Here is a 21,613-nt window from a genome sequence, read left to right as displayed (position 1 = left end):
CCCCTTTGTGAAAATACTCCGGAGCGCGAGGCAGCGCCTCGCCAGGTCGCGTTGTCGTGAGCCTGCTTTGCAGGGTCACGGCGTTGCGACCATCGCAGGCCCCGGCAGGGCCTGCTAAACCTGTGCGCGCCCTAGGGCGCGCTCCGCTTGAGACCAGCGTTAGACGAGGCCCTCGGCCTTGAACATCTCGAGCAGGTCCGCCTCGGGCCGCGCACCGTAATGCGAGATCACCTCGGCGGCGCAGAGACAGCCCATGCGCCCGGCAACCTCGAGGGTCTTCCCCGTGGCCACCCCATAGAGAAACCCGGCAGCGAATTGATCGCCTGCGCCGGTGGCATCGACCGGGGTGATCTCTGTCACAGGCACCACGGCCTCTTCGTCGCCCTGCACGAGGACAACATCGTGACCCGAGCGCGTGCAGACGACGATACCCACCTCGGCCGCCGCCTGTTCCAGCGCGCTGGAGAGGTCTGTTTCATAGAGCGACTGCCATTCATGTTCGTTGCCGATCACGAAATCGAGCTCTTTCACGAGGCGGCGGAAATCGGCGCGGTGACGCTCGACACAGAACGGATCGGAGAGCGCGATGCCGGCCTTGCCGCCGCCTGCGCGACAGGCGCGGGCCGCGGCCTCGAAGGCATCCTTGCCCTTGGGCTTGTCATAGAGATAACCCTCGAGGAACAGGAGGTCGGCTTGGCCCGCCACATCGTCCGGCACATCCTCGGGGCCAAGTTCGGCGGAAATGCCGAGATAGGTATTCATCGACCGCTCGCCATCGGGCGAGACAAAGATCATCGAGCGCGAAGTCGGCAGTTCGCCGCCCGGCACCGGCGGATTGACGAACACGGTGCCGTCCTCGGCCATGCCGTCGGCGTAAAACCGGCCAAGCTCATCGTCATGCACGCGGCCGATAAAACCGGTGGAGAGGCCGAGGCTGCCAAGCCCCGCGATGGTATTGGCGACCGAGCCGCCGGGCGATTGCGTGCGGTTGGTCATCGCGTCATAGAGCATCTCGCCGCGCTCCTGCTCGATGAGCTGCATGACCCCTTTTTGAATGCCGTTGCGGCTTAGGAAGGCGTCGTCGGATTGCGAGATGACATCGACAACGGCGTTGCCGATGCCGACAACCTGGTACTTGCTCATAGGGTTTTTTCCTCGAATAGGCAGAGATCGCGGATGAGGCAGGTGCTGCACAAGGGTTTGCGTGCCTTACAGACATAGCGCCCGTGCAGGATCATCCAGTGATGGGCGTGGAGTTGGAAATCCACCGGAATATGGTCTTCGATGGCGCGCTCGACGGCGACGACATCCTTACCGGGGCAGACGCCGGAGCGGTTGCCAAAGCGAAAGATGTGGGTATCGACAGCCTGGGCCGGATAACGCCACCACATGTTGAGCACGACATTGGCCGTCTTGCGGCCAACACCCGGAAGCCCCTCGAGCGCGGCGCGAGAACAGGGCACCTCGCCATCATACTCCTCGACAAGGATGCGTGAGAGCTTGATGACGTTCTTGGCCTTGTTGCGGTAAAGGCCGATGGTCTTGATATGTTCGATCAGTTGCTCTTCGCCAAGGTCGAGCATCTTCTGCGGTGTGTCGGCAATCTTGAAGAGGTCCTTGGTCGCCTTGTTGACGCCCGCATCGGTCGCCTGCGCCGAAAGCGCCACGGCCACGACGAGCGTATAGGCGTTGACGTGGTCGAGTTCTCCCTTGGGTTCCTGCTCGGCGGCGTGGAAGCGGGTAAAGATCTCGCGGATCGTGTGGTAATCAAGTTGCTTGGCCATGCGCACTTACATGCACGGGGCGACACGGGCGCACAAGCCCCGCAATGCCGCAGCTTTGCGCAATATTCGGGTCGAACCGTCGGGGGGAGGCGCGTATTGTCGATAGACACATGCCAGCAAGAGGACCGGACCATGAGCGACATGGAGCAGGGCTATCATTTCAATGTCATGCGCCGCGCGATCGAGAGTATCGATGCAGGTGACGAGGCGAAATCGCTCGAGGATCTTGCGGGGGAAATGGGGATGAGCCCGGCGCATTTCCAACGGCTCTTTACCAAATGGGCCGGGGTGTCGCCGAAGCGGTTTCAGCAATACCTAACGCTTGGCCACGCCAAGGCGCTTTTGCATGATCATTTCACCACGCTCGACACGTCAAACGCCGTGGGGCTTTCGGGGTCGGGGCGGTTGCATGATCTTTTTTTGCGCTGGGAGGCGATGAGTCCGGGCGAGTTCGCGCGCAAGGGCGCGGGGCTCGTGATCTACTGGGGCTGGTTCCCGAGCCCGTTTGGCCTGTCGCTTGTCATGGGTACGGAGAAGGGCATTTGCGGCATCGGCTTTGCCGCCGAGGTGGGCGAGGCCGAAGCAATGCAGGATTTGACGTCACGCTGGCCGGAGGCGGCATTCGTCGAGGCACCGGAGCGGCTTCGGCCTTGGGTTGAGAGCGCTTATGCGGGCAAGGCCGGTGCGGAGGGCAAGACGCCGCTGCACATGATCGGCTCGCCGTTGCAGATCAAGGTTTGGGAGGCGCTCATGCGGATTCCCTCGGGCGAGGTCACGACCTATTCGGAAATCGCCCGGGCGATCGGCAAGCCCGCAGCGGTGCGCGCGGTTGGTACGGCGGTCGGGCGCAACCCGGTGAGCTGGCTCATCCCGTGCCACCGGGCGATGCGCAAATCCGGCGGCTTGGGCGGCTATCACTGGGGTCTGCCGGTCAAGCGCGCGCTGCTCGCCTATGAGACCGCACAGGCCGAGGCGGGGTAGGCTAGGCACCTTCCTGCCGACCAGTTCAGGCTTGCCTCTTGGGAGTTGGCGGGGATTTGCTTATATTGGGCCAAAACCACCGCAATGGTGGGCAAAACGAGCATATGAGGCCCTGTCATGAAGAAATCCATCCTGTCGATTTGTGCGCTGTCGCTTGCCGGTGTCACAGCCTGTACCGATCCGGCCTATGTGACCGGGGATGGCGAGGCGCGGGACGAATACCGCCAAGCCAAGCAGGGCGCGATCTTTGGCGGCATCCTTGGTGCCGGGATAGCGGCTGTCACCGATAGCAACGTCGCGGTGGGTGCAGCGGTTGGTGCCGGGGCCGGGGCGCTTGTCGGGAGTGCGCTCGACAAGCAGGAAGCGGAGCTGCGCGAAGACCTTGATGACGATGTGCAGATTGAGAACACGGGCGACCGCCTTATCGTGACCCTGCCGCAGGATATCCTTTTTGCCTCGGACAGCTACGCGGTGCAGCCGGGTCTGACAGATGACCTTCGCGTGGTGGCGCAGAGCCTGCAGAAATATCCGAACTCTATCGTGCAGGTCATTGGCCATACCGACAACACCGCTTCGGCCGAGTATAACCAGAACCTCTCGGAGCTTCGTGCCGAGGCGGTGGCGGACAAGCTCATGGATGCGGGCGTTGCCTTTGACCGGATCGAGACGATCGGGCGCGGCGAGAGCGATCCGGTGGCGTCTAACCTTTCGGAAGCAGGCAAGGCGCAGAATCGTCGGGTCGAGATCGTGATCCTGCCTCAGGGCTAATCTGCATATTTGCACAGGCACCCCTCATTTTGCGAAGTTGTGTTCGCAGGACGGGGGTCTATTTTGGTATCAAAGCTAGGACACGCAGATCAGGATGACCAAAATGACCAAGATTGTTGGCCTCTCAGGGGCGCTTCGCAAAAGCTCGACCAACCGCAAACTCCTGCGCGAGGCGGTGCGGATTTACGGCGACGTGGACTTCGTCGAAGCGGACCTCGCGCTGCCGCTCTATGACGGGGATCTCGAGGACGCAGAGGGGTTGCCCGAAAGCGTGAAGACTCTCGTTGCCGAGATCGCTTCGGCGGATGCGGTACTCATTTCGACACCGGAATATAACGGCGGTATTCCCGGCGTGCTCAAGAACGCGCTCGATTGGATCAGCCGTTCGGATGTGAAACCTTGGGCGGGCAAGCCGGTTGCCATCATGAGTGCCGCTGCGGGCCGGGCCGGGGGGGCACGCGCGCTCCACAACCTGCGCCTTGCCATGGCACCATTCCCGGCGCGGATTGTGCATGGGCCGGAGATCATGGTCGCGGCCGCGATGGATCAGTTCAATGGCGAGGGCCGTATTGCGGACAATTATGAGGTGCTTCTCAAGCCGCTCATGGAGAACCTGCGCGATGAGGTGCACCGCAACGCGGTTGCCAAGGCGACAGCCGCCTAAGTCACGTTGCTGATCTCGATGAGATTGCCGTCGGGATCACGAATATAGATCGACAGGATCGGCCCGGTTGCACCTGTGCGTGTGATCGGGCCGTCTTCTATCGGGATGTCCTTGGCTGCGAGGTGGTCTTGCCACTCGGAAACCGGCGTCTTGGAGAGGAAACAGAGATCGGCCGAGCCGGGCGTCGGAAAGGCGGCTTTGGGGTCGAATTCCGCCCCGGCCCTATGCAGGTTGATTTTCTGTGCCCCAAAGGAAAGAGCCCAGCGCGTACTGCCATCGGCGGGGGAAAAGCGCGTTGCGGTCATGCCAAGCACGTCTTCGTAGAACCGGCAAGTGGCCGGGATATCCGCGACGGTCAGGACGAGGTGATCAAGGGAGGCGAGAGAGGGTGTCATCCGGTCTTGTGCCTCCTGTGGGGCTGACTTAGCGTCTGGCTATGCACAATGCCGAGACTTCAATGCACCGTCAAACCGATCCCATGGATCCCGCCCGCGCGGCGGCCTGCCTGACCGCGCTTGACCTGCCCGCAGAGGTGGGGACGGGCGACGCCCTGCCACCGTTTTTTCACTATCTCTATTTCTGGGATGCACAGCCGCCCGGCGCGCTTGGCCGGGATGGGCATCCAAAGGTTGGCGGGATCATCCCCGACATGGGATTGCCGCGCCGCATGTGGGCGGGTGGGCAGCTTGAGTTTCACACGCCGCTGAAGGCCGGGATCGAGGCGGTGAAAACGACCACGGTTGCCTCTGCCGAGCACAAGGAAGGGCGCACAGGGCCGCTTGGGTTTGTCAAACTACGTCATGATGTGGAGCAGGCGGGGGCGCTTTGCGTGACCGAGTTCCAAGACCTTGTATATCGCGAAGACCCGATGCCCGGCGCGCCAAAGCCCGTGCCACCCAGGGCGCGGAGAGACGAGATCCATGTTGAGGAGAGGGGGTTCGATTCGACCCTGTTGTTCCGCTACTCGGCGCTCACCTTTAACGGCCATCGCATCCACTATGACCTCGATTATGCGCGCGATGTCGAAGGCTATGAGGGGCTGGTGGTGCATGGGCCGCTCTTGGCGCAGCTTTTGATGCTCCTGGCCGAAAAGCGGCTTGGCGGGCTGCGGCGGTTCTCTTTCCGTGCGACCGCGCCGCTCATGCATTTCGAGAGGGCCGAATTCTGTTGGGGCGATGACAATGCGGCCTGGGTTCGGGGGCCGGATGGACGGCAGTGCGTGATCGCCGAGGCGGGTTAGGGTCAGGACTCTAGAGCGACGCCTCGGGTTTGAAGGGCTCGGGGATATTGTCCTCTCCGTCGAGGATCAGGTCAGCCATGACCTCTCCAACCTTGGGTGCCATGCCAAAGCCGATCTTGAAGCCGCCATTGGCGATGAACTGCCCCGGTTTGGTCGGGTGCGCCCCAAGCATCGGCGCACGACTCTTGGCGCGGGGGCGGACCCCGGCCCAACGCTCGATGACTTCGGCCCCCTCGAGGGCAGGCACGGCGGCGAAGGCGCGGGCGATCACCTCGTCGAGTAGCGCGTCGGTCGTGTCCGGTGCGTCGAAGTCGCGCTCGGAGGTGGAGCCGATGGCGACGGTGCCATCCACATGCGGGATGATATGCACGGCGTCGGCGTAGAGTTGTGGTGCGTCAGGGCGCGAGAGGCGCAGAAGGGCGGATTGCCCTTTGACACCATTGCCGACCATGCGGCCCATCTCCTCGGAAAGATCGACCAACCCGCGCCAGCCGGTCGCCCAGACCACTTTTCCATTTTCAGCCGTGTTAGAGACGATTTCAGTGTCTTTCGCCCGCAGCGCCGCCGCCAGAGCGGTGCAGGCCATACGCGGGCTCATGCGGGCGGAGAGCGTGTCGTGGATGAGGTAGCCTGTCGGCGTCAGGGGTGCCCAGTCGCCGGCTTCCGCAGCCTCGATCACGCGCCATGCCGCCTTGCCGCGCCAAAGGTCGCGGGCGGTGTCTTCGCGGGCGTGGGCCAGCTCGAGGCCACGCGCGTTCATGACTGGCTGAAGCCGCCCAACGCGGCCATAGCCCGAGCGCAGGCCGCTCACGTCTTCGATCTCGGACCAGTAGTCTTCGGCCATGATGAGGCTCTGGAACTGAAACTCTTTCTTGTCGTTCCAGTTCTCGGGCGTGTGCGGAGAAAGCGCGCCGACTGTGCCACCGGACGAGCCGGAGCCGAGGCCATAGCGGTCCACCACGCGCACCGAGGCGCCGCGTTTGACACAGGACCACGCGACCGAGAGGCCAAACGCCCCGGCGCCCATTACGGTCACATCCACCATTGCCAAACCCCTCGCCTTGGACCAATGCTCATCGCGGACGGTTTAAGGCATCCCGACATGAGCGACCAGAGAGCAAATCTGGAATGGCGCGATGGCGCTATCCCTGTATCGACGCGGTTTGACGACCCGTATTTCAGCCTCGACAACGGGCTTGCGGAAACGCGGCATGTGTTTCTTCAGGGCAATGATCTGCCGGAACGCTTCGTGCCGGGATTTCATATTGCAGAATTGGGCTTTGGCACGGGGCTGAACTTTCTGACCACTTGGGCGGCTTGGGAGGGTGCGGGCGTTGACGGGCCGCTTCGGTTCACGAGTTTCGAGGGCTTTCCGATGAGCGCCGATGAGATGGCGCGCGCGCTGGAGGCCTTTCCCGAGCTTGCGCCCTATGCCGCGCGCCTCGTGTCTGCGTGGGGGGAGGACCCGACGCTTGCCACGCTTGAGGGCGTCGAGGCGCGGGTTGTGATCGGGGATGCGCGCGAAACGCTGGCGAAACAGGATTTTGTCGCGGATGCATGGTTTCTTGACGGGTTTTCCCCGGCCAAGAACCCGGAACTCTGGGACGCTGACCTCATGGCAGAGGTGGGGCGACATACCAAACCGGGCGGCAGCGCGGCGACCTATACGGCGGCGGGGTTTGTGCGGCGCGGGCTCGACGCGGCGGGGTTCGATGTCACGCGCGTTCCCGGCTTTGGCCGCAAGCGCCATATGAGCGTTGCGAGGAAGCGCGGATGAGCGGCATGAACAACCGCCTCGGCATCCTGTTGATGTGCCTGACGACCTTTGTCTTTGCGATGCAGGATGGCATCTCGCGCTATATGGCGAGCGAGTATAACGCCTATCTCGTGGTGATGATCCGCTATTGGTTCTTTGCCGCCTTTGTCGTTGCGCTTTCGGCGCGGCGTCCGGGGGGATTAAAGAAGGCGGTCAAGACCAAGCATCTCTGGCTTCAGGTGTTTCGCGGTGCGCTACTGGCGGCGGAGATCGTCGTCACGGTGGTGTCTTTCACGCTTTTGGGTCTTACCGAGACCCATGCGATCTTTATCTGTTACCCGCTGATGATTGCCGCGCTTTCGGGGCCGATCCTTGGAGAAAGTGTCGGCTGGCGGCGTTGGGCGGCGATCGGGGTCGGGCTTATCGGGGTGCTCATCATCCTGCAGCCCGGCTATGGCGTCTTTTCGCCCGCGGCCATCGTGCCCATCGTCGGCGCGCTCATGTTTGCGGTTTACGGGTTGGCGACGCGCTATGTCGCGACGGATGACGGCTCGGCTGTGAGCTTTTTCTATACGGGTACCGTCGGCATGGTCTGCATGACCGCCGTGGGCGTGTTCTTTTGGGAGCCGATCATCGGCACGGATTGGTATTGGATGATCACGCTCTGTATTACCGGGGTGCTTGGGCATTGGCTCTTGATCAAGACCTATGACCATGCCGAGGCCAGCGCGGTGCAGCCCTTTGCCTATCTGCAACTGCCCTTTGCCTCGGCGCTCGGGATCTTTGCCTTTGGCGAGACGCTGCGCACCAACGTGGCCATCGGCGCGGCGATCATCGTGGCGGCAGGGCTATTTACCCTCTGGCGGGAGCGGCAGGCGGGGTAGGGCTACCGGGTGGCGCGGATGGTGCTTCCGACGAGTTCCTGGCTGAACGGCACGGGATGGGGGTTGCGCCCCAAACGCGCGCGGTAGACCGGCAGGCTCTCGGCGACGCGCATGACGTAGTTGCGGGTTTCCGAGAAGGGGATGTGTTCGATCCAGTCGATTATATCGACGCCGCGTCGGCGGGGATCGCCACGCTCACGCATCCAGCGTTCCGGACGGCTTGGTCCGGCGTTGTAGCCCGCAGAGATCAGGATCACGTTGCCATCGAATTCCCGCGCCAGCCCGGCGAGATAGGACGTGCCGAGGGTCACGTTATACTCTGGGTTCGAGGTCAGCCACGCGTGGCTATAGGGCTGGCCAATGGCGGCGGCGACCTGTCGTGCGGTGCCGGGCATCACCTGCATCAACCCGCGCGCCCCTGCGCCGCTGACAACGGAAGGGTCGAATTCGCTCTCACGGCGGGCGATGGCGAGGGCCATTTCAGGAGGCACGGGAAGGCGGGCGTTCACCAGCGGGTGTAGCGCATAGTAGGGCCCCGGAAGGACGATGCCGCGCTGGGCCATCTTCTTGCCAAGCATGACGGCGACGTGCGGTGCGCCGAGCTCTTGCGCCATGGTGCCCATCTGGCCAAGCGTTTCGCGGTCCTGTGTCTCGGAAAGGTGGAGCCAGAACCGCTCTGCCAGAGCAAGCTCGCCCCCCTCAAGGAGCAGGCGCGCGGCCTCATGGACCGAGCTTTGGGTGAAGGCGGCGGTTTTCCAATCGGGGAAAACCTCGTCTCCGCGCAGATCGCTGCTTGGGGGCATGCCGGCCTTCTCGGCGGCGAGGAGGCCGTAAAAGCTCGTTTGGTGTTCACCGCCTTCGCGGTAGGCGCGCTGGGCCGCTTCGGCGTCGCCCATCGCCTCATAGGCGCGGCCAAGCCAATACCCCGCGCGTCCAAGCGAGATCGGGGTTTCGACGGACTGTTTGAAGCGGACGAAATGTTGGGCCGCGATGCCGGGCTTGTTGAGGAAGCGCAGGGCGATATAGCCCGCGATCCATTCGCAATCGGAATAGGCATAGCCCACGTCCGGCGAAAGCCCATGCGTTGCGGCGATGCGATAGGCCGTGCCATAGGCACCGTCGCGCATCTTTTCGCGGGCGAGGCCTCGGCGGCGTCCGGCCCATTCCTCAGCGCGGCCAAGTTTCCCGGCTTCGCTTTCGGAGAGGAGAAGCTCGATGGCTGAGGCGTCGCGATTCTTGCGCGCGCGCCACAGGAAGCGTTCGTAGTTCAGCCCCGGATGATCGCGCAGATTCGCGGGGACGGCGGCGATCAGATCATCAACGCCATTGACCTGCTGGCGCAGGCCGAGCCGCGCCTTGGCGAGGCGTTTCCAGCCGTCATTCACCAGCGGCATCATGCGACTGGTGTTGTTCTCCCAGCCTTGCCAGAGGACGAAATCCATCCGGTCCTCATGATGGGCGCGCAAGAGGCGGCCATAGCGATCGAGAAAGGCATCATGTGCACCGGGTCCGACGGCCATGCTTGTCCAGGCCTTGATGACAAGCGCCTTGGCCTCGTCTTCGCGGTTCTGTCGCTCAAGGAAACGCGCCTGCAAGAGCACGCCCTCGGCGGTCTGGGCCGGGCCATAGGCAAAGAGCGCGGCGAGGTCATTGGTACTTGCCGAGGCGAAAGCGTCTTCCGATTTCTCGCGCAAATAGGGAAGCCCGGGCCAGCTCGGACGGCGGGCAAGGAAGGCGAGCACCTCCTTCGGGCGGCCTTGTCCGGTGCGCAGGCGGTGCCATTCGACGATGTCGCGCGCGACCGGTCCAGCGCCCTTCACTTCTTCGGCTGCGGCGGGCCAATCTCTGGCGCGCACGGCGTCCAGCGCACGCGCAATCGGGGTCTCGGCGCTGAGCGCAACGGGGATTGCGGTCAGGAAGGTCACGAAAACAACGGGAAGAAGGCGCAACATGTCTTGCATTTTCCAATGTGACAAAGGATAGAACCGAACCATAAATCTGCGCGGGTCGTGCCACAAATCACAAACTTGGCAAGACCACCCCCTAGGGGTAGGGTCCGCGCGGTTTGAAATCAACCGGGCGTTTCGCCAGTACACCGCAGAAAAGGAGCGTGTCATGTTCAAAGGGTCTATTCCCGCACTCGTCACGCCGTTCACGAACGGCGAGCTGGATATTGAGACGCTCAAGAAACTCGTGGAATGGCATATCGGTGAAGGCACGAGCGGATTCGTGCCGGTCGGCACCACTGGCGAGAGCCCGACGCTCACGCACCGCGAGCACGAGCAGGTGGTCGAGGAAGTCGTGCGCGCCGCAGCGGGCCGGGTGCCGGTCATTGCCGGGGCAGGATCGAACAACACGCTTGAGTCGATCCGCCTTGCTCAACACGCGGAAAAGGTTGGTGCGGACGCGATTCTTGTCGTGACGCCCTATTACAACAAGCCGACGCAGCAGGGCCTCATCGCGCATTTCACCGCGGTGCATGATTGCTGTGAACTGCCGATCATCATTTACAACATCCCCGGCCGGTCGGTCATTGACATGAGTCCCGAGACGATGGGCAAGCTTGCCGAGCTGCCGCGCATTGTCGGCGTCAAGGATGCGACGGGCGATCTTGCCCGCGTACCGCAACAGCGGATCACCTGTGGCAAAGATTTCATCCAGCTTTCGGGCGAGGATGCGACTGCGCTTGGCTTTAACGCGCATGGCGGTGTGGGCTGTATTTCTGTGACCGCGAATGTTGCGCCGCGCCTCTGTGCCGAGTTCCAGGCGGCGACGCTTGCGGGCGACTATGCCAAGGCGCTTGAGTATCAGGACCGCCTGATGCCGCTCCATATCGCGATCTTCGCCGAGCCGGGGCTTGTCGGGGCGAAATACGCCATGTCGAAGCTTGGTCTTTGCAACGAGGAAGTACGCCTTCCGCTTGTTGGGCTTTCCGACGCGGTGCGCGCGCAGGTCGATGCCGCGATGGCGCATGCCGGCCTGATCTGAGGATTTCCGAGATCGAAGAGAAAGGCCGCGTCCCTAAGGGGCGCGGCTTTGTCGTTCAGTCGCCAAGCTTGGCGTGGATCTCGTCGAGGTCGATCTCGCCGATGGGCATCTTGTTGGACGGGTCTTCGAAATCGTATTTGAAGAGCTGGAAGTCGCGCTTGTAGATTTCATAGACGAGATGCATCGACAGGTCGTCGAAATAGTCTTCGACCGGGTGCGCGCGCTTGGGGCCGTGGCCCTCGGATTCGTTGAAGCGCGGGATCTGCTCGAGATCGACGGAATGCGGCGTCTCGATCGCGTCGAGGACGGATTGCATGCCTTCGTTGAACTTCTCGGTCCAGAAGATGTTGTTGTAGCGTCCGCCATTGACGATGAAGGTCGAGACATGGCCCGACATGGCGGACCAATGAATGTCCGGATCCATCGGGCGGCGCCAGCGGATGGTGTCGCGGGCGAAGAGAAGGAAGCGGCGGAAGCTCTTGATCTGGTCGAACTCCTGCTTGCCATCGTCGCCGCCAACCTCGATCCCGTATTTCTGCACCAGCGTCGGCACGAGGTTGCCGCGATAGCGGCGGCCGTTGCGCTGAATGCCGCAGATCTTGTCGAAGAAGGAGGACAGGATGCGCGTGTAGGGATTGCGCACGCAGGTGAAAGCGTAGGATTCATGCCCCACGACGTTCCGCGTGATCGGCTCCTGACTCGCCTCGATTGCCCACTTGTGGATACCACCCTCGGCATCGTGGATATCGCCATCAAAGAATTCGCCATGATCGGAGTAGTACATGATCTGGCCGATGGTCGAGCAGGCGCATTTGGGAACGACCCGATACACGACGGTTTCGCTCTCGGTCATCCAAGTCCCGGGAAAGCCCATATAGATTGTCTCCGATTATCCTGTCGTCCGACAAAGCGGCCACAGTTTGATTTGGGGATAAAAAAGCAAAGAAATCCTGTTTATTCAACGTCCGTTCAGCATTATTGAGGTAAACAATCAATGTAAATCCAGGGTGCAGGTTTCCGTTATGGCAAAAATCGCCTTCATTCTACTCTGTCACAAAGACCCGGAGGCGATTGTCAAACAGGCCCAGATGCTCACATCGAAGGGCGACTATATCTCGATCCATTTCGATGCGCGGGCCAAGCGCGAGGCGTTTGAGACGATCCGCGAGGGGCTCAAGGACAATCCCAATGTCGCCTTTGCCAAGCGGCGGATCAAATGCGGTTGGGGCGAGTGGTCCCTCGTCGAGGCGACGCTTTACGCCGTTGAGGCCGCTGTCGAGACCTTTCCGCGGGCAACGCATTTCTACATGCTGTCGGGCGATTGCCAGCCGATCAAGACCGCTGACTACATCCATAGCTATCTCGACGAGAACGATTGCGATTGGATCGAGAGTTTCGATTTCTTCGAAAGCGACTGGATCAAGACGGGGATGAAGAAAGACCGCCTGATCTATCGGCATTGGTTCAACGAACGGACCCAGAAATGGCGGTTCTACACCACCTATAATTTCCAGAAACGCTTTGGCCTGACTCGCGAGATTCCGGCAGATATCCAAGTGCAGATTGGATCGCAATGGTGGTGTCTGCGGCGGGAAACCATTGAAAAGGTTCTTGATTTCAAACGTGCGCGCCGAGATGTGATGCGGTTCTTTCGGACCACGTGGATCCCGGACGAAACGTTCTTTCAGACCATCGTGCGCCATCTTGTGCCGGAAAAGGAAATCCGCACCCGGACGCTCACTTTCCTGATGTTTACCGACTACGGGATGCCGCTTACCTTTTACAACGATCACTATGATCTGCTTTTGAGTCAGGATTTCCTTTTCGCCCGCAAGATCAGCTCTGAAGCGGTCGAGTTGAAAGAGCGGCTTGGGACGCTGTTTGGTGAAACTGGTGTGTCGTTCCAGATTTCGGCGGAGGGGCCGAGCCTGTTCCGCTTTTTGACCGGGCGCGGGCGGATCGGGAGACGGTTTGCAACGCGCTTCTGGGAGACGGAATCGACGCTCGGGCGCGACCGCGAGCTGATGATCATCGTGTGCAAGAAATGGCACGTCGCCAAGCGTCTTCTAGAGAGCATCCACGCCCAGACCGGCGTGCCGTCGATTGCCTATCTCTTCAACGAAGAAAGCACGCCGCTGCCCGATCTCGGCGGCATTCAGGGCACGCTTGGCAAACGCACACGACATCGCCGTGCCCTCATGCGGATGCTGTTTGACTATTACGATACGAACCGGCTCGTGGTCTGCCTCGATCCGTCCTCGCTTGACCTGTTGTACGATTTCTTTGGAGACCGGTCGCGCACGCGGCTTCTCGAGATTCAGTGCAAGTTCTCGGATGATTACCTCATCGGTCACGCAACGCGGATCGGGCTTGCCGGGTCACAGACGCCGCAGGAAACGATCGAACGCATCCTGCCGACGATCCGTCAGGACATGGTGCTCGAGAGCGACCGAATCCGCGATGCGAACTTCGAGAATCACGTGCGCATGCGCGAGATCGACAGCACCGACGATCACATCGGTGTTCTGATGGATTTCCTATCGGTTGATCGCGACAGCGCCGAAGCCATCGCCAGCACGCAACACCTTTTCGAGGATTAGTGCGAGGCGGTCAGCGACAGGAAGACATCTTCGAGGTCGGCCTGTTCGGTGCGGATATCGCGAATGCGCACCCCTGCCTCGCGCAACATCTCAAGCACATCGCCCGCGTTCTTTTCCTTGGCGTGGTAGGTCAGGGCCAATGTGCCGTCGCCTCGGGTCTCGACCGTGATTCCGGCAAGCTCCGGCAAGGCCGGAAGCGGCGCGGCGGGGTCAATCAGAAGCGTGCGCTGGTCGAGACGTCCTAGAAGGTTCGAGGTGCTGTCGCGCGCCACAAGCTCGCCGTGGTTGATGATCGCGATCTCGTCACACATCTCCTCGGCTTCTTCGAGGTAATGCGTTGTCAGGATGATGGTCATGCCGCGTTCTTCGTTGAGGCGACGGATATTGCTCCAGAGCATCTGGCGCAGTTCGATATCGACGCCCGCGGTTGGCTCATCAAGGACGAGGATATGCGGCTCGTGGACCAAGGCCTTGCCAAGCAGGAGACGGCGGCGCATCCCGCCTGAAAGCGTACGGGCGTAGGCCTCGGCCTTGTCTGAGAGGCCTACCATCTCGAGGATGGCGTCGCTTTGGCGCTGGGCTTTGGGAACGCCATAAAGACCGGCCTGCACCTCGAGCGTACCACGCGGGGTAAAGAACGGATCAAGGTTGAGTTCCTGCGGCATGACCCCGATCGCGGCGCGAGACTGGCGCGGGTTCTGATCCTGATCGAAGCCCCATATACGCACCGCCCCAGAGGATTTCACAACAAGGCCGGCAAGAATGTTGATCATCGTGGATTTGCCTGCCCCGTTGGGACCGAGCAGGCCAAAGATCGAGCCTTTTGGGATGTCGAGGTCGACACCTTTGAGGGCCTCTTTGGGAGGTGTGCCCTTGTTGCCCCGATAGGTTTTGCGCAGGTTGCGAATTTCGATGGCATTCTGTGACATGGCTGCTCTTGCTCCGACGCTGTGCTTGCCGCATATTTGCGCATATCCAAGCCAGAGCGGAACGACAACCGGAAGGATCCAGCAAAGATGACAACCGAAGCCCCCGAGACCAAGATCGTAGACAGCTACAAGGTGGCCTGTGATGGCGGTGAAGGCGCGCTTGGGCATCCGCGCGTCTACCTGCAGATTCCGCGCGAACAAGGCTGGGTCGAATGCCCCTATTGCGACTGCAAGTTCATCCACACGAGCATTGCCGACGACGCAGCGGCCTAATCCTCGCCAAGCGCCGTCGAAGGCGCGTCTGACGTGATTTCGACATCGCGTGAAAGGGCTTTCGCAGGCCCTTTTTTCTTTGTCAAAGATGCGTTTGCGCGTGGTGGCGATCTGGCGTCTCGAGATGCGGGACGCCGTTGAATTGCACCAGAAGCGGCTTATCAAGAACCATCTGCCAGCGATGCACCGAGGTGTTCATGATCGCGAGGCACATAGAGGCCCAGCCCGTCACATCAAGCGAAAGCGTCTGCCGCAATACCGTGCCAATAAGCCCGCCCGAGGTCACGACAAGCGCGCGGCCTTCTCCGGCGGCGATTTCTGCCATGGCGTCACGGATGCGGCCATAAAACGAATCAAAGCTCTCCGGCGCGCCCTCGATCTCGCCCCGTTCCCATGCGCCAAGCACCGCAGGCAGGTGGCGCACGAACTCTTCGCGCTCGGACGGGACTGAGAGGCCGTGTTGCTCTTCCATGAGCTGTGAAAGGGTGAAATAGGCGAACTCGTTGAGGCGTGGATCGCGGATGATCGCGGCCTCGGGGGCGACATTCATGCCCTGCGCCGTTTCTTCGTGGCGTCGCATGGTGCCGCAATAGACACGCTGAAACCGATCCCCCGTCGCATCCATATGCGCGCCGAGCCAGCGGGCCTGCTGATGGCCGAGATCAGAGAGCCTGTCATAGCTGATTTCGTCGCGGGCCGCGGTATTGGCTTGGCCGTGGCGCACAAGGGTGATGTGGGGCATCGGGAACCTCTCAACTTGCCGCTTTTGCCTACTGTTTCGGGGCGTGAAGCGGAAGGGGGAAAACCTGTTCCGTCGCGTGCGCCTTGGCGCAAATCGGCATTGGCTTGTCGGATTGGACGACTCGCGTTCCGGCTATGCTAGGATAGAGTGGCCGCGAATAGGGAGTTTGTCATGTCCAAGACCATCACCTTCACGCTGGATGGAGAAACCGTCGAGGCTCAGGCCGGCGAGACCATCTGGGAAGTCGCCAATGGCCGCGGTCTCGTGATTCCGCATCTGTGCCACAAGCCCGCACCGGGCTATCGCCCCGATGGCAATTGCCGGGCTTGCATGGTCGAGATCGAGGGTGAGCGCACGCTGGCTGCGTCCTGCATTCGCGAACCCGCCGAGGGCATGGTTGTCACCACCAATTCCAGCCGCGCCGAAAGCGCGCGCAAGATGGTGGTCGAGATGCTTGTCGCGGATCAGCCGCCGCGCGAGGACGCACATGACAAATCCGCCCATCTTTGGGACATGGCCGATCTCAACGGCGTCACCGAGAGCCGATTCCCCAAGATCGAAGAGGGGCGCATCCCGCTCTTGGACGATTCGCACGTGGCAATGAGCGTCAATCTCGACGCCTGTATCTCTTGTGGTCTTTGCGTGCGGGCCTGTCGCGAAGTGCAGGTCAATGACGTGATCGGCATGGCAGGCCGTGGACATGACGCCTATCCCACCTTCGACATCAGCGATCCGATGGGCGCTTCGACCTGTGTGGCTTGCGGTGAATGTGTGCAGGCCTGTCCGACGGGCGCGCTCATGCCCGCGACCGTGGTGGACGAGAATCAGGTCGGGGATCGCGCCGATTTCGATAGCGAGACCGAAAGCGTCTGTCCGTTCTGTGGTGTGGGCTGCAAGGTCAGCCTCAAGGTCAAGGACGGGAAGGTCAAATACGTTGAGGGCATCAACGGCCCGGCGAACGAAGGCCGTCTCTGCGTCAAGGGGCGGTTCGGGTTCGACTATATCCACCACCCACATCGCCTCACCAAGCCGCTTATCCGGCGCGAGGATGCCCCGGCGAAGGGGCTCAACGTCGATCCCGGTGATCTCTCGACCCATTTCCGCGAGGCGACCTGGGACGAGGCGCTTGATCTCGCGGCCAAAGGGTTCATGGACCTGCGTGACGAGAACCCGCGCAACGTCGCCGGGTTCGGTTCGGCGAAATGCACCAACGAAGAGGCCTATCTCTTCCAGAAGTTCATCCGACAGGGCTTTGGCCATAACAACGTCGACCACTGCACGCGTCTTTGTCACGCGTCGTCGGTTGCGGCGCTGATGGAAAACGTCGGGTCGGGCGCTGTGACCGCGACGTTCAACGAGATCGAGAACGCGGATGTGGCGATCATCATCGGGGCCAACCCGATCGAGAACCACCCCGTCGCCGCGACCTATTTCAAACAGTTCACCAAGCGCGGCGGCAAGCTCATCGTGATGGACCCGCGCGGCGTTGGCTTGCGTCGGTTCGCGACCGAGATGGTGCAGTTCCGCCCCGGCGCGGATGTGTCGATGCTCAACGCGATCATGCATGTGATCGTCGAAGAGGGCCTTTACGATAGCCAGTATATCCACCGCTGGACCGAGAATTGGGACGCGGAGCGCGAGCACCTCAAGGGCTTCAGCCCCGAGGCGATGAGCGAGATCTGCGGCGTTTCCCCAGAGCAACTCCGCCGAGTCGCGCGGACCTTTGCGGAAGGCAAGGCCGGGATGATCTTCTGGGGCATGGGTGTGTCGCAGCATATCCACGGCACGGACAATTCGCGTTGCCTCATTTCGCTGGCGCTTATGACGGGCAATGTTGGCAAGCCGGGCGCAGGCCTGCACCCGCTGCGCGGTCAGAACAACGTGCAGGGCGCGTCGGATGCGGGGCTTATCCCGATGTTCCTGCCCGACTACAAATCGGTCACCGATGATGATGCGCGTGCGCTGGCCTCCGAGGTCTGGGGCATGGGGGATTTCTCGAACGAGAAGGGCCTGACCGTGACCGAGATCGTGGATCAGGTCTATGCGGGCAACATCAAGGGCATGTATATCCAAGGCGAAAACCCGGCCATGTCCGACCCCGATGTCGAACATGCGCGCGATGCCTTTGCCAAGCTCGACCTCCTTGTTGTGCAGGATATCTTCCTTACTGAGACGGCGAACTTTGCCGATATCATCCTGCCGGCCTCGGCGCTTTATGAGAAGAACGGCACGGTCTCCAACACCAATCGTCAGGTCCAGCGTGTGCGCCCTGCCGTCACGCCGCCGGGTGAGGCGCGCGAAGACTGGGCGATCACGGTCGAGCTTGCCCGCCGCATTGGTCTTGATTGGCCCTATGCGGACGTGAGCGAAGTCTTTGCCGAGATGAAGCGCACCATGCCGTCGCTCAACAATATCACGTGGGAGCGCCTCAAGACCGAGACCGTTACCTATCCGTCGTTGAGCCCGGAAGATCCCGGTCAGGCGATTGTGTTCGGCGATGGATTCCCGCGCACCGAGGGCAAAGCGCGGTTCACACCCGCCGCCGTTATCCCACCGGACGAGGCGCCAGACGCGGAATTCCCGATGGTCATGACCACGGGGCGGCAGCTTGAGCATTGGCACACCGGGTCGATGACGCGGCGCTCGATGGTGCTCGACGCGGTCGAGCCGGAGGCCAACTGTTCCCTGCATCCCAAGACGCTGCGCCGTCTTGGGGTCGAGCCGGGCGGCATGGTGCGCCTGACAACGCGGCGCGGATCCATCGAGATCATGGCGCGGGCCGACCGGGCTGTGGCCGAGGACATGGTGTTCGTACCCTTCGCCTATGTCGAGGCGGCGGCCAACGTGCTTACCAACCCGGCCATCGACCCCTATGGCAAGATCCCCGAGTTCAAGTTCTCAGCGGTGCGGGTTGAGGCGGCAGAACAGATCGCGGCGGAGTAAGCCTTTTTGCAATTCGCCATCCGCGGGTGGTAAGGGAGTCGTATCCGTTCGGATGCGACTCCCGCTTCTTTTGGGGGCGTCTTCGTCGGGCGTATTTTCACAGAGTAGAAGGCAGGGGTGCTATGAAGATCAACGCAGAGCGGTTTCTCGCAGAGTTGCACGAATTGCGGAGCTTTGGTGCGGCGGGCGTTGGCAAAGGGGTCGTGCGCCCGGCCTATTCCGACGCGGACATCGCCGCGCGCAAATGGCTCATGGAGAGGATGGAGGCTGCGGGGCTTTCGGTACATGTCGATCCTGTCGGCTCTGTCTGGGGGCTGGCCGAGGGGCCGTCGCTTCTTCTCGGGTCGCATTCTGATAGCCAGCCCGAGGGCGGTTGGCTCGACGGGGCGCTGGGTGTGATGGCTGCGCTTGAGGTCGCCCGCGCGGCACAGGAGGCGGGCGGACCTGCGGTGTCTGTTGTATCGTTTCAAGACGAAGAAGGCCGGTTCGGCGTCACCACGGGAAGCACGGTTTGGTCCGGGAAGGTGCCGCTTGCCGAGGCGGATGGCTTTATCGACCACGCCGGGATCAGTTTTGCCGATGCCCGCGCGAAGATGGCCGATATGGCGGGCGATTTTGTCGACCCAAACCGGTTCACCGGATTCATCGAGATGCATATCGAACAAGGCCCCTGGCTCGACAAGGCGGGCGAGGCGGTTGGCGTGGTGACGGATATCGTCGGTATCCGCGACATGCGCGTCACGCTCACGGGCGAACAGAACCATGCCGGGACGACGCCGATGCACTTGCGCAAGGATGCGTTCCAAGGGCTGGCCGAGATCGCGACGCGGCTCAATGAGGCGCTGGCCGAGGTGGTGACGCCCGAGACCGTCTGGACCATCGGGCACGTGGCGTTGCGGCCCAATGCGAGCTCGATCGTGCCGGGCGAGGCGGTGTTCTCTATGCAGTGGCGCGATGGGAGTTCAGAGCGGCTTGGCAAGATGGAAGAGATCATCCGCAGCACCATCGCAGAGGTGGCCGAGGCGCGCGGTCTTGCGCTTTCTTATGGTCCGATGCTCGGGCTTGAACCTGTGGCGATGGATCCCCGCCTGCGTGGTGCGCTGGCCGAAAGCGCCGGATCGGTTGCCGGAGAACGTTGGCGCGAGATGCCCTCGGGCGCGCTTCATGACGCGACGAACGTGGCGGTGCATCTGCCGGTTGCGATGCTTTTCGTGCCCTCGATCAACGGAATCAGCCATGCGTTTGAGGAAGACACGGACGAAGCGGATCTCGTCACCGGGCTTGAGGTCTTGGCCGGGGCAGTGGCGCGGCTGACGAACTAGACAGGGACAAGCGCGCGGTCGGTGCGGGAATAGCCGCGCCGCTGCGCGCGTGAACGATAGCGGTCGGCGGCGCTCGAGGCCTCGCGCAGGTTGCCGAAAAGGTCGATCCGCGTGCGGCCCTTGCCGCCGCTCACACCCCATTCGCGCAACACGGAAATCTCTTCGAAAAGGTTCATGGCGATCTCAACGCGGTAGTATCGCGGGCGGCGTTCGCCGGTCTTTCGATAGAGGATGCAGACAGCCATAAACAGAGACTAATCCACCACGATTCGCGCCGCAATAGGCTCTTAGGCGGTCTCGTTGGTGGGGGGTGAGTCCTCCATCAGGCTGTCGATCAGAAGGCTTAGAACCTCGCCGCGATTGTGGGTGCCCGACTTGCGATAGATCGCGTGCATATGTGCTTTGATCGTGCCTTCGGCGCTGCCGCGTAGGGCGGCGATTTCGGAGATGCTCATTCCCTTGACCATGAAGGTCGCGACATCCTGCTCCGAAGGTGTCAGACCCCAGCTTTCGAAATGCGCCTCGATCACGTCATGCATGGCGGCCTGTGCGATGGAGAGGCTCGATTCAAGATGCGCCGTGCGGCGCAGCAGGCCGAAGAACAGGCGGATTTCGAACAGGATCGCCATCCAGAGCAAAACCGCCGAGGCGCTCTCGATCAGGATATGCGTGTCGTACAGGGCCGTCACGCCATAGCCGCGGAAATCGTCGATCACGTCGCTGAGGAAGAACACGGCGCAGATGATCTGTGCCGCGATCAGGAGCAGCACGCCTTTCGGAGTTTTCGATTTGGGGGTCAGGCGCATGGTGTGGGTCCGTCACATGTTTTTATAGCCAGTGACCATCGCGCGCGCGAGGTTCACGCCGAGCCGCCGGGTTTCGAAGAAGACCGCGGCGATATGGGCGACCACGGAAATCTGGGCCCAGGCCACGGCAACCTCGTGCAGTTCTTCGGGCCATTCCGTTCCCCAGAACATATTGGTGGTCATCAGGTAGCCAGAGAGCGAAATAACAAGAAGCGTCAGGATCAGGTTATAGATCATGAGAGCGCCGAGCGGGCTATGCCCGGCATGGGCATGTTTGCGCCGCGTGGCCATCTCTGAAAGTTGCGCCATACCGCCCGTGAGGGACGGGGGAAAATCGGCAAAGCGGGCATGGGGCGTGCCGACAAACCCCCAGACGATCCGCAGGCCGACAAGGGCGAGTATCGCGTAGCCGACCCAGATGTGCAGCGTGCTGTCGTCATCGACGAAAAGGGAATTCGCCGCAAAGAGGATCACAAGCGACCAGTGAAACAGGCGGATAAACGGATCCCAGACCTTGATACGTGCCATGATGTGCCTCAGTCGTCGGACTTAGTTTTGACGATCTTCAGATCCTTGTCGAGGTAGATCTCCAGGCGTGCGCCGTCCTTCAGGGCGTAGGCTTCGTAGTAGCCGTCATCCATCTTGATCTTGCGCACCTCATAGCCCTTTTCGGTAAGCTGGGCGCGGATCTGGGCCTTGGTTTCGGGCGTCAGGCGGGCATAGTCATAGCTGTCGTCCGACGAGGCCTGAACGCTGATCGGTGCGGCGAGTGCCATGCAGGCGGCGAGCGTGAGCGGTTTGAGCATGAGGTGTCCTTTCGTTGTCATGTTGCGGCAGGCGACAGGTGTGTCGTTGCTCAAGCGAACATGCGGCGGAAGGACGGGTCGCGCTATTGGACCAAGGTTTGGGGCGGGGCCTCTGAACCCGAGTTTG

At 61.7% G+C, this 21,613-nt stretch carries 23 protein-coding genes; 11 read left to right on the top strand and 12 right to left on the bottom strand.

Annotation, left to right across the window (positions count from 1 at the left end):
* Window positions 1–159: 159 nt before the first annotated feature.
* Together R1W01_RS06775 and nth are read right to left on the bottom strand one after the other, a co-directional pair.
* A complete protein-coding gene (locus R1W01_RS06775) occupies window positions 160–1,143 on the bottom strand; it encodes an adenosine kinase (RefSeq protein ID WP_297755046.1) in 984 nt (327 codons plus the stop codon).
* The gene (gene nth, locus R1W01_RS06770) at window positions 1,140–1,784 is read right to left on the bottom strand and encodes an endonuclease III (protein WP_297755049.1); all 645 of its coding nucleotides are present in this window, start codon (window positions 1,782–1,784) and stop codon (window positions 1,140–1,142) included. Before nth ends, R1W01_RS06775 begins: the two co-directional genes overlap by 4 nt.
* A 132-nt stretch (window positions 1,785–1,916) precedes the next feature.
* Here nth and R1W01_RS06765 point away from each other — a divergent pair, with 132 nt between their 5' ends.
* From R1W01_RS06765 to R1W01_RS06755, 3 genes are all read left to right on the top strand, one after another.
* Entirely contained in the window at window positions 1,917–2,765 is an 849-nt protein-coding gene (locus R1W01_RS06765) for a bifunctional helix-turn-helix domain-containing protein/methylated-DNA--[protein]-cysteine S-methyltransferase (protein WP_297755052.1), read from the top strand.
* A gap of 117 nt (window positions 2,766–2,882) precedes the next feature.
* The gene (locus tag R1W01_RS06760; protein ID WP_243613570.1) at window positions 2,883–3,533 is read left to right on the top strand and encodes an OmpA family protein; all 651 of its coding nucleotides are present in this window, start codon (window positions 2,883–2,885) and stop codon (window positions 3,531–3,533) included.
* A gap of 103 nt (window positions 3,534–3,636) precedes the next feature.
* Window positions 3,637–4,197: an NADPH-dependent FMN reductase gene (locus R1W01_RS06755; protein WP_317275171.1), complete on the top strand. Its 561-nt coding sequence runs from the start codon at window positions 3,637–3,639 to the stop codon at window positions 4,195–4,197.
* Here the strand turns inward: R1W01_RS06755 and R1W01_RS06750 are convergent.
* Window positions 4,194–4,592, bottom strand: a complete 399-nt coding sequence (locus R1W01_RS06750; RefSeq protein WP_297755057.1) for a VOC family protein — start codon at window positions 4,590–4,592, stop codon at window positions 4,194–4,196. The genes R1W01_RS06755 and R1W01_RS06750 overlap by 4 nt on opposite strands.
* A 62-nt stretch (window positions 4,593–4,654) precedes the next feature.
* Between R1W01_RS06750 and R1W01_RS06745 the strand changes: the two genes are divergently transcribed.
* Complete coding sequence (locus tag R1W01_RS06745; protein WP_317275170.1) at window positions 4,655–5,437, top strand: MaoC family dehydratase N-terminal domain-containing protein; 783 nt, start codon at window positions 4,655–4,657, stop codon at window positions 5,435–5,437.
* Window positions 5,438–5,447: 10 nt separating this feature from the next.
* On the opposite strand, the gene R1W01_RS06740 is transcribed toward R1W01_RS06745, so the two are convergent.
* Entirely contained in the window at window positions 5,448–6,482 is a 1,035-nt protein-coding gene (locus R1W01_RS06740) for an NAD(P)/FAD-dependent oxidoreductase (RefSeq protein WP_297755063.1), read from the bottom strand.
* A 57-nt stretch (window positions 6,483–6,539) separates the two neighbouring features.
* Between R1W01_RS06740 and mnmD the strand changes: the two genes are divergently transcribed.
* Complete coding sequence (gene mnmD, locus R1W01_RS06735; protein ID WP_297755067.1) at window positions 6,540–7,214, top strand: tRNA (5-methylaminomethyl-2-thiouridine)(34)-methyltransferase MnmD; 675 nt, start codon at window positions 6,540–6,542, stop codon at window positions 7,212–7,214.
* On the top strand, window positions 7,211–8,077 hold the full coding sequence (locus R1W01_RS06730; protein ID WP_297755070.1) for a DMT family transporter: 867 nt from the start codon (window positions 7,211–7,213) through the stop codon (window positions 8,075–8,077). Before mnmD ends, R1W01_RS06730 begins: the two co-directional genes overlap by 4 nt.
* 2 nt (window positions 8,078–8,079) lie before the next feature.
* Here the strand turns inward: R1W01_RS06730 and R1W01_RS06725 are convergent, their stop codons facing one another.
* Window positions 8,080–10,029 carry a lytic transglycosylase domain-containing protein gene (locus R1W01_RS06725; RefSeq protein ID WP_297755073.1) on the bottom strand — a complete coding sequence of 650 codons (1,950 nt, stop codon included), beginning with the start codon at window positions 10,027–10,029 and terminating at the stop codon, window positions 8,080–8,082.
* Window positions 10,030–10,192: 163 nt separating this feature from the next.
* Here R1W01_RS06725 and dapA point away from each other — a divergent pair, with 163 nt between their 5' ends.
* Entirely contained in the window at window positions 10,193–11,065 is an 873-nt protein-coding gene (gene dapA / locus R1W01_RS06720) for a 4-hydroxy-tetrahydrodipicolinate synthase (protein WP_297755076.1), read from the top strand.
* Between the two features lie 55 nt (window positions 11,066–11,120).
* Here the strand turns inward: dapA and R1W01_RS06715 are convergent, their stop codons facing one another.
* The gene (locus R1W01_RS06715; RefSeq protein ID WP_243613561.1) at window positions 11,121–11,939 is read right to left on the bottom strand and encodes a sulfotransferase family protein; all 819 of its coding nucleotides are present in this window, start codon (window positions 11,937–11,939) and stop codon (window positions 11,121–11,123) included.
* 148 nt (window positions 11,940–12,087) lie between these two features.
* Between R1W01_RS06715 and R1W01_RS06710 the strand changes: the two genes are divergently transcribed.
* The gene (locus R1W01_RS06710; protein ID WP_297755081.1) at window positions 12,088–13,665 is read left to right on the top strand and encodes a DUF5928 domain-containing protein; all 1,578 of its coding nucleotides are present in this window, start codon (window positions 12,088–12,090) and stop codon (window positions 13,663–13,665) included.
* On the opposite strand, the gene R1W01_RS06705 is transcribed toward R1W01_RS06710, so the two are convergent.
* Window positions 13,662–14,594, bottom strand: coding sequence for an ABC transporter ATP-binding protein (locus R1W01_RS06705; RefSeq protein ID WP_243613559.1), 933 nt, complete (start codon window positions 14,592–14,594; stop codon window positions 13,662–13,664). The two genes, R1W01_RS06710 and R1W01_RS06705, sit on opposite strands and share 4 nt — an antisense overlap.
* A gap of 87 nt (window positions 14,595–14,681) precedes the next feature.
* Between R1W01_RS06705 and R1W01_RS06700 the strand changes: the two genes are divergently transcribed.
* Window positions 14,682–14,867 (top strand): zinc-finger domain-containing protein, encoded by a 186-nt coding sequence (locus R1W01_RS06700; protein ID WP_243613558.1) that lies wholly within the window; start codon window positions 14,682–14,684, stop codon window positions 14,865–14,867.
* An 82-nt stretch (window positions 14,868–14,949) separates the two neighbouring features.
* Here R1W01_RS06700 and R1W01_RS06695 read toward each other — a convergent pair whose 3' ends face one another.
* Complete coding sequence (locus R1W01_RS06695; protein ID WP_243613557.1) at window positions 14,950–15,609, bottom strand: histidine phosphatase family protein; 660 nt, start codon at window positions 15,607–15,609, stop codon at window positions 14,950–14,952.
* 171 nt (window positions 15,610–15,780) lie between these two features.
* On the opposite strand from R1W01_RS06695, the gene fdhF reads away from it, so the two are divergent.
* Window positions 15,781–18,552, top strand: coding sequence for a formate dehydrogenase subunit alpha (fdhF, locus tag R1W01_RS06690; protein WP_297755085.1), 2,772 nt, complete (start codon window positions 15,781–15,783; stop codon window positions 18,550–18,552).
* A gap of 122 nt (window positions 18,553–18,674) precedes the next feature.
* Complete coding sequence (locus tag R1W01_RS06685) at window positions 18,675–19,874, top strand: hydantoinase/carbamoylase family amidase (RefSeq protein ID WP_243613555.1); 1,200 nt, start codon at window positions 18,675–18,677, stop codon at window positions 19,872–19,874.
* Here the strand turns inward: R1W01_RS06685 and R1W01_RS06680 are convergent.
* The 4 genes from R1W01_RS06680 to R1W01_RS06665 are packed head-to-tail and all read right to left on the bottom strand — an operon-like array spanning window position 19,871 to window position 21,486.
* On the bottom strand, window positions 19,871–20,119 hold the full coding sequence (locus R1W01_RS06680) for a WGR domain-containing protein (RefSeq protein WP_243613554.1): 249 nt from the start codon (window positions 20,117–20,119) through the stop codon (window positions 19,871–19,873). The two genes, R1W01_RS06685 and R1W01_RS06680, sit on opposite strands and share 4 nt — an antisense overlap.
* A 42-nt stretch (window positions 20,120–20,161) precedes the next feature.
* Window positions 20,162–20,680 (bottom strand): helix-turn-helix transcriptional regulator, encoded by a 519-nt coding sequence (locus R1W01_RS06675; protein WP_297755088.1) that lies wholly within the window; start codon window positions 20,678–20,680, stop codon window positions 20,162–20,164.
* A 12-nt stretch (window positions 20,681–20,692) separates the two neighbouring features.
* Window positions 20,693–21,208 (bottom strand): cytochrome b/b6 domain-containing protein, encoded by a 516-nt coding sequence (locus R1W01_RS06670; RefSeq protein WP_297755091.1) that lies wholly within the window; start codon window positions 21,206–21,208, stop codon window positions 20,693–20,695.
* Between the two features lie 8 nt (window positions 21,209–21,216).
* On the bottom strand, window positions 21,217–21,486 hold the full coding sequence (locus R1W01_RS06665; RefSeq protein WP_317275169.1) for a PepSY domain-containing protein: 270 nt from the start codon (window positions 21,484–21,486) through the stop codon (window positions 21,217–21,219).
* Window positions 21,487–21,613 lie beyond the last annotated feature (127 nt).

Origin of the sequence: Shimia sp. FJ5 (assembly GCF_032918335.1) — a bacterium.
Classification (GTDB): domain Bacteria; phylum Pseudomonadota; class Alphaproteobacteria; order Rhodobacterales; family Rhodobacteraceae; genus Shimia; species Shimia aestuarii_A.
The sequence above is the reverse complement of the archived record's forward strand: the minus strand, read 5'-3'. Positions and strand labels throughout refer to the sequence as shown.

Coding starts and splice junctions, on each gene's coding strand:
- R1W01_RS06680 (WP_243613554.1), bottom strand. CDS start 20,119: ATGGCTGTCTGCATCCTCTATCGAAAGACCGGCGAACGCCGCCCGCGA.
- R1W01_RS06715 (WP_243613561.1), bottom strand. CDS start 11,939: ATGGGCTTTCCCGGGACTTGGATGACCGAGAGCGAAACCGTCGTGTAT.
- R1W01_RS06665 (WP_317275169.1), bottom strand. CDS start 21,486: ATGCTCAAACCGCTCACGCTCGCCGCCTGCATGGCACTCGCCGCACCG.
- dapA (WP_297755076.1), top strand. CDS start 10,193: ATGTTCAAAGGGTCTATTCCCGCACTCGTCACGCCGTTCACGAACGGC.
- R1W01_RS06700 (WP_243613558.1), top strand. CDS start 14,682: ATGACAACCGAAGCCCCCGAGACCAAGATCGTAGACAGCTACAAGGTG.
- nth (WP_297755049.1), bottom strand. CDS start 1,784: ATGGCCAAGCAACTTGATTACCACACGATCCGCGAGATCTTTACCCGC.
- R1W01_RS06670 (WP_297755091.1), bottom strand. CDS start 21,208: ATGGCACGTATCAAGGTCTGGGATCCGTTTATCCGCCTGTTTCACTGG.
- R1W01_RS06755 (WP_317275171.1), top strand. CDS start 3,637: ATGACCAAGATTGTTGGCCTCTCAGGGGCGCTTCGCAAAAGCTCGACC.
- R1W01_RS06745 (WP_317275170.1), top strand. CDS start 4,655: ATGCACCGTCAAACCGATCCCATGGATCCCGCCCGCGCGGCGGCCTGC.
- R1W01_RS06675 (WP_297755088.1), bottom strand. CDS start 20,680: ATGCGCCTGACCCCCAAATCGAAAACTCCGAAAGGCGTGCTGCTCCTG.
- R1W01_RS06710 (WP_297755081.1), top strand. CDS start 12,088: ATGGCAAAAATCGCCTTCATTCTACTCTGTCACAAAGACCCGGAGGCG.
- R1W01_RS06730 (WP_297755070.1), top strand. CDS start 7,211: ATGAGCGGCATGAACAACCGCCTCGGCATCCTGTTGATGTGCCTGACG.
- R1W01_RS06765 (WP_297755052.1), top strand. CDS start 1,917: ATGAGCGACATGGAGCAGGGCTATCATTTCAATGTCATGCGCCGCGCG.
- R1W01_RS06760 (WP_243613570.1), top strand. CDS start 2,883: ATGAAGAAATCCATCCTGTCGATTTGTGCGCTGTCGCTTGCCGGTGTC.
- R1W01_RS06740 (WP_297755063.1), bottom strand. CDS start 6,482: ATGGTGGATGTGACCGTAATGGGCGCCGGGGCGTTTGGCCTCTCGGTC.
- R1W01_RS06725 (WP_297755073.1), bottom strand. CDS start 10,029: ATGTTGCGCCTTCTTCCCGTTGTTTTCGTGACCTTCCTGACCGCAATC.
- mnmD (WP_297755067.1), top strand. CDS start 6,540: ATGAGCGACCAGAGAGCAAATCTGGAATGGCGCGATGGCGCTATCCCT.
- R1W01_RS06775 (WP_297755046.1), bottom strand. CDS start 1,143: ATGAGCAAGTACCAGGTTGTCGGCATCGGCAACGCCGTTGTCGATGTC.
- fdhF (WP_297755085.1), top strand. CDS start 15,781: ATGTCCAAGACCATCACCTTCACGCTGGATGGAGAAACCGTCGAGGCT.
- R1W01_RS06750 (WP_297755057.1), bottom strand. CDS start 4,592: ATGACACCCTCTCTCGCCTCCCTTGATCACCTCGTCCTGACCGTCGCG.
- R1W01_RS06695 (WP_243613557.1), bottom strand. CDS start 15,609: ATGCCCCACATCACCCTTGTGCGCCACGGCCAAGCCAATACCGCGGCC.
- R1W01_RS06685 (WP_243613555.1), top strand. CDS start 18,675: ATGAAGATCAACGCAGAGCGGTTTCTCGCAGAGTTGCACGAATTGCGG.
- R1W01_RS06705 (WP_243613559.1), bottom strand. CDS start 14,594: ATGTCACAGAATGCCATCGAAATTCGCAACCTGCGCAAAACCTATCGG.